This is a genomic window from Pseudomonas sp. IT-P74 (assembly GCF_949768175.1).
GTDB lineage: Bacteria > Pseudomonadota > Gammaproteobacteria > Pseudomonadales > Pseudomonadaceae > Aquipseudomonas.
Window position 1 is genome coordinate 79,071 of sequence record NZ_CATKQD010000022.1, and the last position, 14,791, is coordinate 93,861.

Genomic DNA, 14,791 nt, shown 5'->3' on the forward strand with positions numbered 1-14,791 from the left:
CACCATGCGCCCTCACATCCGCCAACAGTCCCTCGCACTGGGTCTGTTGGCGCTGTTGTTGTTCTGCGCCGGAACTTACCAGCAAGCGGCCATCGGCTTCGATTCGCGCTTCGTGCTGTTCGCCCAGGAGATGCTGCGCAATGGGCCGTCTTTTTTTCCGACGACCTATGGTCAGCCCTACGCCGACTATTCGGGTCTTTCAACGGTATTCATCTGGCTGCTTTCACTGCCGTTCGGCCAGGTCACCAGCCTGACCGCGTGGTTGCCGAGCGCCATCGCCGCAGCGGTTATCGTCACCTTGATGTACCGCCTGCTGGCGCCTTACTCCCCGCGTTGGGCGCTGCTGAGCATCGCCTTGATGCTGCTGACCAACACCTTCATCACGCAAACCCGCGCCGTTTCCCTCGACCTGATGCTGGCGGCCGTCTCGTTCAGCGTGTTCTACCTGGGCTATGCCGCCGACCACTTCTCGGCGCCGCGCCGCCAGGTTTTGATCTTTGCATTGCTGATGCTGGGCTTCTGGATTCGCGGGCCCATCGGCCTGGTCATCCCTACGGGGATGCTCTGCAGCTATTTTCTGCTCAATCGCCAATGGCGACGGCTGATTGTCTTCGGATTGCTGGCGTCCATGCTGTTGGTGGTGTGCATTGGGGTGTTGTTGTGGCTGGCGGACGTCAGCGGCGGCCCGGCCTTCTTGCAAGACGTGATTCGCATGCAGTTCATGGGCCGCATGGACGGTAGCGAAGGAAGCAACGGTCTGTTGTATTACTTCACCAGCTCGCTGGGCAATTACTCGCTGGCCTGGCCGTTGGCCGTGCTGGCGCTTGTGGCCGTTGCGTTAACCGGCCCGAAGGAAGCCGGGCCGGCATTGCGCCTGATGCAGTACTGCGTAGCGGCCGGACTGATCGTGATGCTCGGCCTTTCCGTCCCGCAGGCGAAAAAGGCCCGCTACCTGCTGCCGATGTTGCCCATGGCGGCCATCGTGGCCGCGTATCCGTTTTACGCGACTCAGGGTCGATGGTTTGCCTGGCTGCGGGGGTTGATGCAGGGGCTGTGGCTGCTGATCCCGAGCCTGCTGATCGCGGCATTGCTGGTGGTACGGCAAAAATTCCCCGAGGACGAGGCTCACTTCACTTCCTTGTTCATCCTGCTCAGTGTGCTGCAAGTGATCGCCCTGGCAGCGCTCAAGCACTTGCGCTGGCGAGCTCAGACACTGGCCCTCTGCGCGGTCCTGGCACTTTGGTCGTTCTACATCCTGCAGTTCGAGCCCATTCAACAACAGCTCTACGACACCCGGACCTTCAGTCGCGAAGCTTTTGAACTCGTGCAAAAAGACCCCGCGCCGCTGGTCATCCACGGCATGGGCAAAGACGCGAAGGCCATCAAATTCATGGTCAACATCCCGCAGGACCTGCACCCGGTTTTCACCGACACCCCACCGGAGCTTGAAACCCTCAAGGGCCCGGCGTGGCTGATGATGGACCTGAACGTCTACACGTCACTGCAAGGCACGGCTATAGGGGCGTTGCCACCCGTGCTGAGCGGGCGGTTCGACAAGAATGATTTCGTGCTGCTGCACCTCAATTAAATCCCGTTGCAACGACCGAGTGTCCGACTGCTAGAGTAGCGCTCACGATCGGGCTGATGCCGGCCCGATCGAATAAGGATATTCGCGCCGTGACCCGCTACTCCCCCCTCATTCACCGCCTGCTGATCTGCTCGCTGACCATCGTCGTCAGCCGCGCCATCACCAGCCCGTTGCTCACACTGTTCGTCAGCGACAAGCTTGGCCTCAACCAACAGGACGTTGGCGTGCTGCTCGGCATCGCGGTGTTCATCGCCACCCTGCTCTCCCTGTATGGCGGCTACATCATCGATCGCTTCGAAAAACGCCGGTTGCTGATTCTCTCGATGGCGTCCAGCGCTGTCGGCCTGGTGTTGCTGACCTTTGCTGAAAACCTCTACCTGACCACCATCACCCTGATCGTCACCGAAACCGCTTCATCGCTGTTCCTCATCGGTTCGAAAGCGATCCTCAGCGACAACCTTGCGGTGGGTCAGCGCGCCAAGGCGTTTTCCCTGAGCTATACGCTGACCAACATTGGCTACGCCGTCGGGCCGATGCTCGGCGTGCTGATTGCCGGCGTCTTTGCCAGTGCACCCTTCCTGATCGCTGCGGCCATCGCCTTTTTCAGCATTTTCCTGATGACCGGGATCGCGAAGGACCCGGCACGCTCGCCTGTCGGCGGCCAGGGGCAGAGTTTCCTCAAGACCCTGATCACCCTGAAAAACGACCGCACCCTGATCCTGTTCACCGCCGGCTGCCTGCTCAGCACCGTGGTGCACGGGCGATTTACCTTTTACCTGTCGCAGTACCTGCTGGTGACCAGCAATCCCCAACACACCATGGAAATCATGGCCGCCCTGCTCGCCTGCAACGCCATCAGTGTGATCTTGCTGCAATACCAGATCGGGCGTTTTCTCAAGCGCGAACAGTTGCGTCAATGGATCGTTGTCGGCACCGGCCTGTTCATCCTCGGGCTGATCGGCTTCAGCGTGGCGGACAGCCTGGTGAGCTGGTGCGTGGCGATGTTTATCTTCACCCTCGGCGAAATCATCATTTACCCGGCCGAGTTTCTCTTCGTCGACACCCTGGCCCCGGAAGAATTGCGTGGCAGCTACTACGGCGCGCAAAACCTTGCTGCCCTTGGCGGTGCGCTGAGCCCGGTGATTTGCGGCTTCATGTTGATGCACACCCCAGCGCCGACGATGTTTTATGCCTTGAGTGCACTCGCGGCCCTGGGCGGTTTGCTGTCCTACACAAGCGGCCGACGAGGCAAATTACAGCAAATATAATGCACTGAAAGCTCATTAATATGAATTTGTCAGTAGCTGGATTGAACGGCACACTGTGCGGGTTCCTCCCCCAACAGTTGGAACAACTTCAAGGGCTTTCTGGGTTCCCCAGTTAAGCCCTTTTTTTGCCTGGACTTTTTCTGCCGGAGTCTTCTCGAAATGCTTGCTCGCTGGTTGCCCGCCGCCATCAACACCCGCCCCACCGAATGGAGCCGCGCTGCCATCGGCATGGCCTTGGGGACTCTGATGAGCGTGTGGCTCTGTAGCCAGGTGTTCGGCATCGAGGTGGCCCAGCACCTGATCGGCCCGTTGGGGGCCTCGGCGGTGTTGTTGTTTGCCGTGTCTTCGGGCGCGCTCGCCCAACCCTGGTCGATTCTCGGCGGCTACCTGAGCGCCGGGGTGATTGCCTTGCTGGTGGCCCATGTGTTGGGCCGAACCCTGGGTAGCGCTTGCCTGGCCGCGGGCATGGCGTTGATCCTGATGTGCTGGCTGCGGTGCCTGCATCCACCGGCCGGTGCCTTGGCCCTGACCCTGGTGCTGGCCGATCCGGCGACCATTGCCATGGACTGGAGAGCCATGGGACCTGTGATGCTCAGCGCGGCGACGATGCTGCTCTGCGCCCTGGTCTACAACAACCTGACCCGCGTTCGTTACCCCAAGAGTGCCAGCGAGCCGGTGGCCAGGATTCCTGCCGATCACCCGCCGGTCGACCGTCAGGCCATCACCGCCGAAGACCTGAAACTGGCGTTGGCCGACATGGAAGCGTTCTATGACGTCACGCCCGAAGACCTCGAACAGTTGATCCAGGCCAGCCAACTGCACGCCAAACGCCGCAGCGTGGGCGAAGTGCTCGCCCCACGACTGTAAGTCGCTGTTCTGGAGGTTCTTTTGCCGTGGCCGGGTGGTTCTGGCATCCTGCGCCTCCATTTTCTGACCCGGCCCGCCTTCTGGCACGCAAACCACCATGACCGCCTCCGAAAAAGCCCCCGCTCCACGCCACAGCGACCTGATCTACGGCCTCGATGACCGCCCGCATCTGACCGCCACCGTCTTCGCCGCCCTGCAACACGTGCTGGCGAGCTTCGTCGGCATCATCACCCCGACGCTGATCATGGGCAGCGCCCTGGGCCTGCAAAGCGAAATTCCTTACCTGATCAGCATGGCGCTGTTCGTCTCCGGTCTGGGCACCTTCGTGCAGGCGCGGCGCTTCGGCCCGGTAGGCTCCGGCCTGTTGTGCCTGCAAGGCACCAGTTTCTCGTTCATCAGTGTGATCCTCAGCGCCGGTTTCATGGTCAAGGCCCGCGGCGGCGGCACCGATGAGATTCTCTCGACCATCTTCGGCGTGTGCTTTTTTGCCGCGTTCATCGAGGTGGTGTTGAGCCAGTTCATCGGCAAATTGCGCATGCTGATCACTCCGGTGGTGACCGGAACGATCATTACGCTGATGGGCTTGTCGCTGATCAAGGTGGCGATGACCGACATCGCCGGCGGCTTCGGCGCTCCGGATCTGGGGGCGGCCAGTCACCTGGCCCTGGCGGCGCTGGTGCTGGGCACCATCGTTGTGCTGAACCGGGTGGATGTGCCGTTTCTGCGCCTGGGAGCGATTGTCATCGGCCTGACCCTGGGCTACGGGGCGGCATGGTTCATGGGCCAGGTTGATTTCAACAGCCTCCCCGAAGTGCCGTTGATGAGCGTACCGGTACCCTTCAAGTACGGGTTCTCCTTCGATTGGGTGGCGTTCATTCCGGTAGCGGTGATCTTCCTCGTGTCGCCGCTGGAGGCCGCCGGTGACCTTACGGCCAACTCGATGATCTCCCGGCAACCGGTCAAAGGCCCGGTGTACATTCGCCGGATCAAGTCCGGCCTGCTCGCCGATGGCCTCAACTCGGCCATGGCCGCAGTGTTCAACAGCATGCCGATGGTGACCTTCGCCCAGAACAACGGGGTGATCCAGCTCACCGGCGTGGCCAGCCGCTACGTGGCGTTTTTCATTGCCGGATTGCTGGTGGTGCTTGGTCTGTTCCCGATGATCGGCGCGGTACTGCAACTGATGCCAAAACCGGTGCTCGGTGGCGCGGAACTGGTGATGTTCGGCACCGTCGCGGTGGCCGGGATCAAGATTCTCGCCGAGGCCGGCCTGCATCGGCGCAACATGCTGATCGTGGCGATCTCCGTCGGCATGGGCCTGGGCGTGGCCGCCGTGCCGGAAGTCCTGCGTGAACTGCCCAAGGCCCTGCACAACATTTTCGAATCACCCATCACCGTCGGCGCGCTGTGCGCTATCGTTCTTAATATCTTCCTGCCCGAGGAATTCATCGAACTGGAAGAGGACGAATTCGAACCGGAGGCCTCCGTGCTTCAGGTGATGCAGAACCCCGATGTGACCGCCAGAGATGAACCCACAAAGGCTGCGGTGGTCGCACAGTCGAACCACTAGACCGGCTCAAGGGCTGAGCCGCTGGCGGTTCAGCCTTTTTCAGATGAGAGCACGTCCATGCGCAGCCTCCACGCCGTCCTGATTTCCCTTCTGCTCTGCCTGAGCGCCTGTTCCTCGCTGCCCAATCGAGACCCGTTGAAAATCAACGTTGTGGGTGTCGAGCCCCTGCAAGGCGAAGGTATGGAAGTGCGCTTTGCCGTGAGAATCCGCGTGCAAAACCCCAATGACACCACACTCACCTACAGCGGCGTCGCCCTGGACCTGGACATCAACGGCCAGCCTTTCGCCTCCGGCGTCACCGATGAGAGTGGTACGATCGGGCGTTTTTCAGACACCGTCGTGAGCGTGCCGGTCAGCGTTTCGGCGTTTTCGGTGATCCGCCAGACCTATGGCATCAGCCAGATGAAAACGCTCAACAACATGCCTTATGTCCTGCGCGGCAAGCTCTCGGGTGGGGTGTTCAACACGATGCGTTTCGTCGACAGTGGCACCCTCAGTCTGCCAGGGCCGACCACTGGCAGCCGTAAAACGCCTGCAAAAAAATGACCGTTGCGCCGCTGAACTTACTCGGTGTCATTGAGTATCAGGCTGCGGTAATGCCCCGGATTTGACCCCGACCATTTGCGAAACGCCTTGTAGAACGAACTGACGTCAGCGAACCCCAGCCGCGCGGCGATTTCACTGAAGCTGATCGCGGGTTCGGCCAGCCAGACAATCGCCAGTTCCTTGCGCACACTGTCCTTGAGGCCTTGATAGGTTTGCCCTTCTTCGGCCAGTCGGCGGCGCAAGGTTGAAGCCGACATGCACAGGCGTTGCGCCAATGCTTCGGTTTCCGGCCAGTGTTCGGCCGGCAGGTGGCGCAAGTCGTGTTTGATGCGGCTGGCCAGGCTCTGCGGATCGCGGTACTTCACCAGAATGTTCGCCGGCGCACGGGCCAGGAATCGCTCGAGCTCTTCAGGGCTGCGCTTGATGGGCAGGTCCAGGCAATCGGCGGAGAAAATCATCCGTGTGCGTGGGCGGTCGAAGCGCAGGTTCTCGGAAAACATCACCTGATAGTCATCGCAGAAATCCGGCTTCGAACAGCGCAGTTCGATGGCCAGGATCGGAATCCTCCGCCCTGCCAGCCAGCAGGCAACACCGTGCACGATCATCCAGTAGGTGAAATAGGTGAAGGCCCGGCGCGGGTCCTTGTCGTCCTCCAGCAGGACGATTTCCGCCAGGCTTTGCTGGCGCACCAACTGTGCCGGCAAGTGTTCGAGGATCAACGACAGAAACCCCAGGCCGCTGGCCACTCCCGCCGCCACGTTGGGCTGGAGCATGGCGCTGCGACACAGGAACGCAAAGCTGCCGGATTTGAGTTTGCGTGGGTCCATGCCAAAGAACTCATCATCGCCGCGCCGTGCCAGCAACCGCCACAGGCGCGCATAAGCCGTGGCCGGAACACGGGCGGCGGCGCTGCCCAACAGTTGCGGGTCGATGCCGACCTTGCTCAACACCTCGTCCGTGGCGACGCCCGGCGCGCAGCTTTGCAACAGTGCTTCACGCACCAGTTGAATGGAGATGGTGTCTTTTTCCGACATGGATCGCGGCAAGCCCTGTTCTTGTTCGAGTGGGGGCATATTAGCCGAAACCACCCGCCTGGCGCTGATCCCTGTGGGAGCGAGCCTGCTCGCGATAGTTTTGTGTCAGGCGATAATTGTTTTGTGGGTGTACATATCCGTTGCTGCGGTAACGGCTGCTATTGGTTCCGCCCTTACGGCGGGTCACTTGGAAAAGCCCCAAGTAACCAAGGGCTCTTGCCCCTGACATTCGGTGCCTCGCCCAGGCTCGGCATGCCCTCGCTCCGGTCCTGCTCCGTGGGCCCGCCGCGATCGGCCATCCATGGCCGTACGCGGCTAACCCGGCATCCATGCCGGGTTGCCCACTGCGCAGAACCTCCTCTCGGCCTCATGAGGGGGCGTGTACCGCAACAGCGCTCGAGGCGGCCTACCGGCCGGCCTGTTTGCTGGGTTCGTTCGTCTGTGATGTACCTGGTCGACTGTCAGGCCGTCATCGCGAGTACGCTCACTATTACTTTTGTGAGATCCACCGGTTTACAGAATGCGATAGAGCAACCGTTCGATCCGCACACGACTCACGCGCTTGAGGAACTTGGCCACGCCCGCCGGGTATTCGGCCAAGGTTTCCAGGTTCTGGAATTGCTCGATTCGACGGGTGTGCTGGAAGATCTCTGCCAGCTCTTTGCCACGCGGCTCCAGCAGTTCGCCATGGGGATCATCGATCAACAAGGCGTTTTCCAGATCGAGTCGAAACGCCCGCGGGTTGAGGTTGTTGCCGGTCAGCAAGGTATAGCGCCGGTCAACCCACATGCCCTTGAGGTGATAGGTATTGTCACCATCACGCCACAGGTGCAGGTTCAACTGCCCGCTGTCGATGTTGCGCTGATGACGCTTGGCAAACCGGCGCAAACTGATTTCGTAAAGGTACGGCAGCGCCGAAATGACCCGGAACGGTTCGCTCGGCGGAATGTAGAAGTCGTTGGCCGTCTTGTCGCCGACCACAATGTCGATCTTCACCCCGCGGGCCAGCGCGCGGTTGATCTCGCGGATGATCGCCAGCGGCAGGTTGAAGTACGGGGTGCAAATGGTCAGTTGCTGCCGGGCGCTGGCGATCAGTTCACAGATCACCCGGTTCAGCGGATTGTTCTTGCCGACACCGAGCAGCGGGCTGACGGACAGACCGCTCCTGTCGGTGGTGCCCTGCGTGGTGTCGTACGCCGCGTGCTTGAGGCGGCTGCGCAGGTCACCGATGTCATGGCGCAGGCTGCGGGTGGTCGGCAGGTTCGGCAGATCGAGGCGGTGCACCGCCTTGGACGCCACCAGGCCGTGCTGCACCAGGTGCTGCATCGAATCGGCCAGTTCACGATTGTGCAGCAGGTGATAGCGGTCGTAGCGGTACTTGTCGAACTTGTGCAGATAGACGTTGTTCAGGCTCGCGCCGCTATAGATCACGCAGTCATCGATCACGAAGCCTTTAAGGTGCAACACACCGAACAGTTCCCGGGTTTGAACCGGAACGCCGTAGATCGGCACTTCGCTGGCATGGGTGCGGGTCATTTCCTGATACCAGGCGGAGTTGCCCGGTTGCTTGCCGGCACCGATCAGCCCGCGCTGGGCGCGCAGCCAGTCGACGACCACCACCACGTCCAGTTCCGGACGCGCCAGCTTGGCCGCGTGCAAGGCATCGAGAATTTCCTGGCCGGCTTCATCCTGTTGCAGGTACAGCGCAACGATGTAGATGCGCCGGGTCGCGCTGGCGATTTTCTCCAGCAGGCAACGACGGAATTCGGCAGCGCCGGAGAGGACGCCAACGGCATCGGCCGTCAGCGGAAAACTGCGCAACTTGGGCAGCAGGGAGCGTTTGAAAAGCGACGGCATAGGGCTCGCAATGGGTCGAATCCGAAGAACCCATGAGCTTACACCATGCAATGGTTCGGGTCTTGTTACTGTCTGTAATGACGCCATCGTCGGATCGCCGCCCGGAGACAAGCTCGCTCCCACATGGGAACGCATTTCAAATGTAGGAGCGAGCCTGCTCGCGAAGGCATTTTCACAGGCAACAAAAAATATCAACTTGACCATGGAGAACGATCGTTCTACTGTTAGCAGCATGAACGAAATCACTAGCAATGACACACGCGACATCATTCTGGATGTCACCGAAAAGTTGATCTACAAAAGTGGCATAGCCGCCACTGGCATGGATCTACTGGTGAAAACCGCCGGCGTCTCCAGAAAAAGCATCTACCGCTACTTCGCCAACAAGGACGAGCTGGTGGTAGCCGCCCTGCAACGCCGCGACCAGCGCTGGATGCACTGGTACAGAGGTGCAGTCGACCAGGCACAAACACCGGCCGAGCGACTGCTCAACCTGTTTACCGTGCTCAAGTCGTGGTTCGCCTGCGAAGGTTTCCGTGGCTGCGCTTTCATCAACACCAGCGGCGAAACCGGCGACCCGCAGGACCCGGTGCGCCTGGTCGCCAAAGAGCATAAACAGAAGCTGCTCGACTACCTGTGCGAGCTATGTACCGAACATGGCGCCGAGGATCCGCAGCTGCTGGCCAGACAGCTGCTGATCCTGATCGACGGTGCCATTACCGTGGCGCTTGTAATGGGTGATCACAGTGCCGCCGATAATGCGCAATGCATGGCGCGAAAGTTATTGGACCTGTAGCAACTCAATCAAGCTCGACACTATGTTTCAACTTTAACTTGATACGGAGACTTGAAATGTCTAATGCCGAAGTTCGTCCGCCATTACCCCCTTTCACCCGTGAATCGGCCATTGAAAAAGTTCGCCTGGCCGAAGACGGCTGGAACTCCCGGGACCCGGAGCGCGTGTCCCTGGCCTACACCCTGGACACCCAATGGCGCAACCGCGCCGAGTTCGCCCACAACCGCGAAGAAGCCAAAGGCTTCCTGACCCGCAAATGGGCCAAGGAGCTGAACTACCGGCTGATCAAGGAGCTCTGGGCCTTTACCGGCAACCGCATTGCCGTGCGTTATGCCTATGAATGGCACGATGATTCCGGCAACTGGTTCCGCTCCTACGGCAACGAAAACTGGGAGTTCAACGAGGACGGACTGATGGCCCGCCGCTTCGCCTGCATCAACGACATGCCGATCAAGGAAAGCGAGCGCAAGTTCCACTGGCCGCTGGGGCGTCGGCCTGACGATCATCCAGGGCTGTCGGATCTTGGCCTGTAATTCAGCTTCACGCTAAACCCTGTGGGAGCGAGCCTGCTCGCGAAGAGGTCGTCAGATCCAGCATCAGTGTTGGCTGACAAACCGCTTTCGCGAGCAGGCTCGCTCCCACAATGGTGTTGTGTTGCGCAGGTGGTTAAGATGCTGCCCTTCCCCGCAGCCTCTTTCTGCACCCGCCGAATAAGCCGATCCCATGCCCTTCGAACTCAGCGTTGACCTCTCTACCCTGGCCATCCTGGCCCTTGTCGCTTTTGTTGCCGGTTTCATCGACGCCATCGCCGGTGGCGGTGGGCTGTTGACCACCCCGGCCCTGTTGACCGCCGGCCTGCCGCCGCACCTGGTGCTGGGCACCAACAAGCTCAGCTCGACCTTCGGCTCGGCCATTGCCAGTTTCACCTTCTACCGGCGCAAGCTGTTCCACCCCGCGCAATGGGTGCACGCCATCGTCGGTACACTGGTCGGCGCGCTGACCGGTGCCGTGGTCGCCCATTACCTGCCGGCGGAATGGCTGAACAAGATGCTGCCGGTGATCGTCTTCGCCTGTGGCGTTTACCTGTTGTTTGGCGGCACGCCGAAAGCGCCGTTGGACAGCGAGGCACCGATCAAGAAAAAGTGGCAGTCGACCCAAGGCTTCAGCCTCGGCTTCTATGACGGCGTGGCCGGTCCCGGCACGGGTGCGTTCTGGACCGTGAGCAGCCTGCTGCTCTACCCCATCGACCTGGTCAAGGCCAGCGGCGTGGCGCGCAGCATGAACTTCGTCAGCAACGCGGCAGCGCTGTCGATCTTCATCTTTTCCGGTCAGGTGGACTGGATCATCGGCCTGTGCATGGGCTCGTCGTTGATGGTCGGCGCGTTCTTCGGCGCCCGCACCGCCATCAGCGGCGGCGCGAAATTCATTCGCCCGGTGTTCATCACCGTGGTGCTGGGCCTGACCGTGCGCCTAGCCTGGCAGCACTGGTTCAGCGTGGCCTAAACGCCGGGCCACGTAGACGTCTATCAGGTAGCGGGCAATCGAGCGTGACGCCGGCAACGGCGGCAGCTCGTGCACGTTGAACCACTGGGCGTCCTCGATCTCGTCTTCCTGACAGACGATCTCGCCACCGGCATATTCGGCGTGAAAACCGAGCATCATCGAGTGCGGGAACGGCCAGCACTGGCTGCCCATGTACTGGATGTTCCTGACCTCGATGCTCACCTCTTCGCGAACCTCGCGAATCAGGCAATCCTCAGCCGATTCGCCCGGCTCGGCAAACCCCGCCAATGTGCTGTAGACACCGCTGACGAAACGCGGCGAGCGTGCCAACAGCACTTCATCGCCTCGAGTGACCAGTACGATCATGCTCGGCGAAATCCGTGGGTAGCTGCGCAGATCGCACGGCTGGCAATACATCGCCCGTTCGCGCGGCACCTGGGTCATGGCCTGACCGCAGTTACCGCAAAAGCGATGCTCGCGGGCCCAGGTGCCAATCTGCGCGGCGTAACCGAGCACCTTGTAGAGCGTGTGATCGCCTTCGAGCATGAACGCCCGCAGGCCTTTCCAGTTGCAACCCGGCACTTCGCTGTGACTGCGCAACTCCAGCAGATAGACCGGCTCGCCATCGAGATGACCGATGCCATGCTCGGCCAGAATCGACAGGTCCTGACGTTTCAGCCATTCGCGCGGGAACAGTGCGCCATTGTCATCGAACAGAAAGCCTTCGGGGCTGCGCGCGACGGCCCAGCCGCCGGGTTGATCGGTGTCCAGTACTGCGGTGGTCCAGCGAGGAATCATGGTTAATCAATCCAGAAATTCGGGTTTCTGTTTGCTCATATGGGCGGCCATGGCCACGCGCAGATCGGTGGATTGCAGCATGGCGGCGTTCCAGGTGGCGATGTATTCGAGGCCGTCATCGATGCGATGGTCGCGCATGTAACTGATCATCTCCTTGGTGCCGGTGACGGCGATCGGCGACTTGCCGGCGATTTCCCGGGCAATGCCCATGACGCCGTCGAGCAGGCTGGCGTTGTCGCTGTAGACGCGATTGACCAGGCCCATGCCCCGCGCTTCGTCGGCGCCGAAGGTGCGACCAGTGTAAGCCAGTTCGCGCAGCATGCCGTCACCGATGATCCGCGGCAAGCGTTGCAGCGTGCCGACGTCGGCGGCCATGCCGATGTCGATTTCCTTGATCGAGAACTGTGCGTCCTCGGCGGCATAACGCATGTCGCACGCGGCAATCAGGTCGATGGCGCCTCCCAGGCAGTACCCCTGAATGGCCGCAAGCACCGGTTTGCGGCAGTTATCGACGGCATTGAACGAGGCTTGCAGGGTAAGGATCTTGCGTCGCAGCAGGCGCGCATTGCGCCCGACGTCCTTGCCCAGTTCATTGGCCACACCGGCCAGCATCATCAGGTCGATCCCCGAGGAGAAATGCTTGCCTGCCCCGCTGAGCACCACCACGCGCACTTCATCGGTGTCGTCGATCCACTGGAAGATCTCGACGATCTCGCTCCAGAACGCCGCGTTCATCGAGTTGATCTTCTCCGGGCGGTTGATCTGCACATGGGCGATTTTATCGGCCAGTTCGACGTTGAACGCTGTGTACTGCGACATGCCAGTGATCCTTTTGCGGGCAAAAATGAGGCCCGAACTATAACAAGGCATCAAGGTGGGCAGTAAGGCAGCGGTTCGGCCAAATGCGGGACTCAAAAACGCGCACCGCAATGGTGCGTGCCTGATAAATCACATCGCACATTTATGTGACTGCCCAGTGACTTTTTGCGGCGCAATCGCAAAAAAACATGCACTTCGTCGGGGCGTTTGCACCTCGATCAGGCACGTCCGTACCGCTACAAACCGATTGTCGAACAATTTTGCCATCCGGCCTTCACCGCTCTAAGTTCTGGCCTAGACTCATTTTCTCAAAGCGAAACCGGTCGGTCACAAAGTGGAAAAATAGTCGAAACTTTTTCCAATCCCGATCGGTCCTCTGACAAGAAGGTGCGTTGCGACTGGTGCAATCTTTGCAACGGCTGATTCAACCCTTTTGCTTCGACGCATTGGGCAGCGCTTGCTCACTGATGCGCAGCGCGTTTGCGCCGGCCACGGGAAATCGGCCATGAAACACCGTTTGCCAGACCTAAGAATTAGATCAACAACACGGGAGATTCATATGATCAGTACGGCTTTGGAAATACAGGGAGAGCGTGCTCATCAGGTCGGCGAATCGAGCGCCGTTACTGCCGCAAATACCCACCCCGTCAGTGTTCCAGGCACCAGGATGCTGAGCCCCGTAGCCAAGCAGAATCCGAACCGAAAAAAAGTCCTGTTCGTCACCTCGGAAATTGCCGACCTGGTGAAAACCGGTGGCTTGGGCGACGTCTCCGCGGCGCTGCCACGGGCCATGGCCCATCTGCACGATGTACGGGTGTTGATCCCCGGTTACCCGCAGGTGCTGCACAGCGAAAATCCGATCCATATCATTGGCGAGCTTGGCGGTCATGCTGCGCTGCCACCGTGCAAGATCGGGCGCATGGACATGCCCGATGGACTGGTCATTTACGTACTGATCTGCCCCGAACTCTACGAGCGCGAAGGTTCGCCCTACGGCGCCAACAACGGCCGCGACTGGCCGGACAACCATATCCGTTTCGCCCGCCTCGGCCTGGCAGCTGCCGATATTGCCGCCAACCTCGCGCAGATCCACTGGTGCCCGGACCTGGTGCACGCCCACGACTGGCCCGCCGGCCTGGCTCCTGCCTATATGCACTGGCGTGGACAGCGCACGCCGACGCTTTTCACCATTCACAACCTGGCCTACCAAGGCGTGACGAGCCTGGGCTCATGCCCTGAACTGGGCATCCCCCATCACGCGCTGCAACAGGAAGGCATGGAGTTCTACGGCAAGATGTCGTTCCTCAAGGCCGGCATGGCCTATTCGAGCCACATCACCACGGTCAGCGCGACCTATGCCCAGGAAATCACTACCCCGGATTTCGGCTGCGGTCTGGACGGTTTCCTCGCCGCCAAGACCCAGCAAGGCCTGCTCAGCGGCATTCCCAACGGCATCGATGAAAGCTGGGATGCGGCGACCGATCCGCACCTGTTCTGCCCGTTCGACATCGGCGACTGGGAGGGCAAGGCCGTGAACGCCGCACACGTCCGCGAACTGTTCGGCCTGCAAGACTCCGAAGGGCCGCTGTTCGCCGTGGTGTCGCGACTGGTCTACCAGAAAGGCCTGGACCTGACCGAAGCGGTGTCCGAGTACATCGTCAAAAACGGCGGGCAGATCGCGATCATCGGTCGCGGCGAGCCGGAAGAAGAACAGGCCATGCGTGAACTCGCCCTGCGTTTCCCCGGGCAGATCGGCGTGCGCATCGGCTTCAACGAAACCGACGCCCGGCGCATGTTCGCCGGCAGCGACTTTCTGCTGATGCCTTCGCGTTACGAGCCATGTGGCTTGAGCCAGATGTACGCCCAGCGCTTCGGATCGTTGCCGGTGGCACGCAACACCGGCGGCCTGGCCGACACCATTGAAAACGGCGTGACCGGTTTCCTGTTCGATGAATCCACGGTGCAGAGCTACCAGGAAGCCCTGAGCCGCGCGTTCAAGGTGTTCGCCTTTCCCGACCTGCTGCACGCCATGCGCTGCCGAGCCATGGCGGCACCGTTCAACTGGTGCAAGGCGGTCGAACCCTACGCCGAGCTCTACGAACAGCTTGTGGCTAAAGCATTGGGGAAATCGAACAAACAGTAAGA

13 protein-coding genes are annotated in these 14,791 nt (G+C 60.6%); 9 read left to right on the forward strand and 4 right to left on the reverse strand.

All coding sequences use genetic code 11. From position 1 onward, the window contains the following. Positions 1 to 4 precede the first annotated feature (4 nt). From ACM6J5_RS14340 to ACM6J5_RS14360, 5 genes are all read left to right on the forward strand, one after another. Positions 5 to 1,588 (forward strand): ArnT family glycosyltransferase, encoded by a 1,584-nt coding sequence (locus tag ACM6J5_RS14340; protein WP_414928777.1) that lies wholly within the window; start codon positions 5 to 7, stop codon positions 1,586 to 1,588. 56 nt (positions 1,589 to 1,644) lie between these two features. After that, positions 1,645 to 2,856 (forward strand): MFS transporter, encoded by a 1,212-nt coding sequence (locus tag ACM6J5_RS14345; RefSeq protein WP_414928778.1) that lies wholly within the window; start codon positions 1,645 to 1,647, stop codon positions 2,854 to 2,856. A 159-nt stretch (positions 2,857 to 3,015) separates the two neighbouring features. Beyond that, the gene (locus ACM6J5_RS14350; protein ID WP_150672891.1) at positions 3,016 to 3,723 is read left to right on the forward strand and encodes an HPP family protein; all 708 of its coding nucleotides are present in this window, start codon (positions 3,016 to 3,018) and stop codon (positions 3,721 to 3,723) included. A gap of 97 nt (positions 3,724 to 3,820) precedes the next feature. Further along, entirely contained in the window at positions 3,821 to 5,293 is a 1,473-nt protein-coding gene (locus ACM6J5_RS14355; protein ID WP_095943576.1) for a nucleobase:cation symporter-2 family protein, read from the forward strand. Between the two features lie 57 nt (positions 5,294 to 5,350). Next, complete coding sequence (locus ACM6J5_RS14360; protein ID WP_150672892.1) at positions 5,351 to 5,839, forward strand: LEA type 2 family protein; 489 nt, start codon at positions 5,351 to 5,353, stop codon at positions 5,837 to 5,839. A gap of 17 nt (positions 5,840 to 5,856) precedes the next feature. Here ACM6J5_RS14360 and ACM6J5_RS14365 read toward each other — a convergent pair whose 3' ends face one another. Together ACM6J5_RS14365 and pssA are read right to left on the reverse strand one after the other, a co-directional pair. Then, a complete protein-coding gene (locus ACM6J5_RS14365) occupies positions 5,857 to 6,873 on the reverse strand; it encodes an AraC family transcriptional regulator (RefSeq protein ID WP_414928944.1) in 1,017 nt (338 codons plus the stop codon). 513 nt (positions 6,874 to 7,386) lie between these two features. Then, on the reverse strand, positions 7,387 to 8,730 hold the full coding sequence (pssA, locus tag ACM6J5_RS14370; protein WP_414928779.1) for a CDP-diacylglycerol--serine O-phosphatidyltransferase: 1,344 nt from the start codon (positions 8,728 to 8,730) through the stop codon (positions 7,387 to 7,389). A gap of 232 nt (positions 8,731 to 8,962) precedes the next feature. Here pssA and ACM6J5_RS14375 point away from each other — a divergent pair, with 232 nt between their 5' ends. The 3 genes from ACM6J5_RS14375 to ACM6J5_RS14385 all read left to right on the forward strand — a co-directional run bounded on the left by ACM6J5_RS14375 (position 8,963) and on the right by ACM6J5_RS14385 (position 11,029). After that, positions 8,963 to 9,526, forward strand: a complete 564-nt coding sequence (locus ACM6J5_RS14375) for a TetR/AcrR family transcriptional regulator (protein WP_095943580.1) — start codon at positions 8,963 to 8,965, stop codon at positions 9,524 to 9,526. 56 nt (positions 9,527 to 9,582) lie between these two features. Further along, the gene (locus tag ACM6J5_RS14380) at positions 9,583 to 10,059 is read left to right on the forward strand and encodes a DUF1348 family protein (RefSeq protein WP_095943581.1); all 477 of its coding nucleotides are present in this window, start codon (positions 9,583 to 9,585) and stop codon (positions 10,057 to 10,059) included. A 190-nt stretch (positions 10,060 to 10,249) separates the two neighbouring features. Beyond that, on the forward strand, positions 10,250 to 11,029 hold the full coding sequence (locus ACM6J5_RS14385; RefSeq protein ID WP_150672894.1) for a TSUP family transporter: 780 nt from the start codon (positions 10,250 to 10,252) through the stop codon (positions 11,027 to 11,029). On the opposite strand, the gene nudC is transcribed toward ACM6J5_RS14385, so the two are convergent. Both nudC and ACM6J5_RS14395 read right to left on the reverse strand, forming a co-directional pair. Further along, positions 10,997 to 11,827 carry an NAD(+) diphosphatase gene (nudC, locus tag ACM6J5_RS14390; RefSeq protein WP_150672895.1) on the reverse strand — a complete coding sequence of 277 codons (831 nt, stop codon included), beginning with the start codon at positions 11,825 to 11,827 and terminating at the stop codon, positions 10,997 to 10,999. The two genes, ACM6J5_RS14385 and nudC, sit on opposite strands and share 33 nt — an antisense overlap. A gap of 6 nt (positions 11,828 to 11,833) precedes the next feature. Beyond that, entirely contained in the window at positions 11,834 to 12,646 is an 813-nt protein-coding gene (locus ACM6J5_RS14395; protein WP_414928780.1) for a crotonase/enoyl-CoA hydratase family protein, read from the reverse strand. Positions 12,647 to 13,205: 559 nt separating this feature from the next. On the opposite strand from ACM6J5_RS14395, the gene glgA reads away from it, so the two are divergent. Next, positions 13,206 to 14,789: a glycogen synthase GlgA gene (glgA, locus tag ACM6J5_RS14400; protein ID WP_414928781.1), complete on the forward strand. Its 1,584-nt coding sequence runs from the start codon at positions 13,206 to 13,208 to the stop codon at positions 14,787 to 14,789. Positions 14,790 to 14,791: the final 2 nt, after the last annotated feature.